Annotated in this window: 2 protein-coding genes; both read right to left on the bottom strand. The window is 72.1% G+C overall.

Features of this window, described 5'->3' with window-relative positions; translation table 11 throughout:
- Positions 1-460 (bottom strand): Fe-S cluster assembly sulfur transfer protein SufU (gene sufU, locus C5B96_RS16915; protein ID WP_104246522.1); only part of this gene is annotated, 460 nt, incomplete at its 3' end.
- Positions 457-1,698, bottom strand: a complete 1,242-nt coding sequence (locus C5B96_RS16910) for an aminotransferase class V-fold PLP-dependent enzyme (protein ID WP_233189267.1) — start codon at positions 1,696-1,698, stop codon at positions 457-459. The genes sufU and C5B96_RS16910, both read right to left, overlap by 4 nt.
- Between the last annotated feature and the right edge of the window lie 64 nt (positions 1,699-1,762).

Here is a 1,762-nt window from a genome sequence, read left to right as displayed (position 1 = left end):
GGGCGGCGGGGGGCAGGTGGTGCAGGGCGTCTTCGAGCGCGACCCAGGCGAGCATCGCGCACTTGACGCGGGCGATGTAGCGCGAGGTGCCGCCGAGCACCACCGCGTCGCCGAGCAGCTCCTCGTCGGGCTCGATCGTTCCCTTCGAGCGCATGGCGAGACGGAAGGCGTCGATGCGCTCGCGGAGGCCCGGCACGTCGAGGCCCGGGGCCAGGTCCGACAGCAGTGACGCCGAGGCCTGCGAGATCGAGCAGCCCTGCCCCTCCCACGCCAGCCGCGAGACGGCCGTGCCGCCGGGCTCGAGGTGCACGTGCAGCGTGATCTCGTCGCCGCAGGTCGGGTTGACCTGGTGGGACGCGGCATCCGGAGCAGTGCCCTGCACCAGCCCGAACCCGTGCTTCTCGCGCGCGTGGTCGAGGATGACCTGCTGGTAGAGGCCCTGCAGCTCCCCGGCGCTCATGCGTGGGCGCCGAAGAACGTGATGGCGTCGGCGACCCCTGTGAGCAGAAGGTCGACCTCGGCCTCTGTGTTGTAGAGGTAGGTGCTGGCGCGCGTCGAGGCCGTCACCCCGAAGCGCCGGTGCAGCGGCTGCGCGCAGTGGTGGCCGACGCGCACCGCGATGCCCCGATCATCCAGAAACTGGCCCACATCGTGCGAGTGGATGCCCGCCACCTCGAAACTCGCCAAGCCCACGCGCTCGCGGCCGAGGCCGGGGCCGAGCACCCGCACGCCCTCGATCTGGCCGAGGCCGGCGACGAGCCGCTGGCCGAGGAGTGCCTCATGGGCTTCGATGCGGTCGAGCCCGACTGCGCTCAGGTACCCGACGGCCGCTCCGAGGGCGATCGCCTGCGAGACGCGCTGGGTGCCGGCCTCGAAGCGCTGCGGCGCCGGCAGGTACTCGGCGGATTCCATCGTGACGGTCGTGATCATCGACCCGCCGGTCAGGAACGGGGGCAGGGCGCTCAGCAGTTCGCGGCGCCCGTAGAGCACTCCGATGCCGGTGGGGGCAAGCATCTTGTGACCCGAGAAGACGGCGAAGTCGACGCCGAGGGCGTGCAGGTCGAGGGCGAGGTGCGGCGCGGACTGGCAGGCGTCGAGCAGCACGAGCGCCCCGGCGGCGTGCGCCAGTGCGACGAGGTCGGCGACAGGGTTGATGGTGCCGAGCACGTTCGAGACGTGGGTGACGGCGACGATTCTCGTGCGGTCGCCGATGATTCCGGGCGCGAGGTCCAGGCGCAGGGTGCCGTCGTCGGCGAGCGGGATGTAGCGGAGCGCCGCCCCGGTGCGCGCGGCGAGTTCCTGCCACGGCAGGAGGTTCGCGTGGTGCTCCATCTCGGTGACGACGATCTCGTCGCCGGGGCGCAGGGCGAACCGCTTGGCGGCCTGGCCTCCGCGGCCGAGCGTCGCGTTCGAGACGGCGTAGGCGACGAGGTTGATCGCCTCTGTGGCGTTGGAGGTCCAGACGATCTCGTCGTCGTCGGCCCCGACGAATCGGGCGACCGCGTGGCGGGCGTCTTCGAACAGCTCGGTCGCCTCGGCGGCGAGCGTGTGGGCGCCGCGGTGCACGGCGGCGTTCAGGTGCAGGGAATAGTCGCGCTCGGCGTCGAGCACGGCCAGCGGCTTCTGGGCGGTCGCGCCCGAGTCGAGATAGGTGAGTGGATGCCCGTTGACCCGTTCCCCGCGACGCGAGAACGCCACGCCCTCCGCGCACACTCACCCCCCCACCGCGACCGGCTCCCCGGCCATGCCCGCACATCTACGC

Source organism: Subtercola sp. Z020, assembly GCF_002931235.1.
Lineage (GTDB): Bacteria > Actinomycetota > Actinomycetes > Actinomycetales > Microbacteriaceae > Subtercola.
This window is presented reverse-complemented; position numbering and strand designations above follow the sequence as displayed.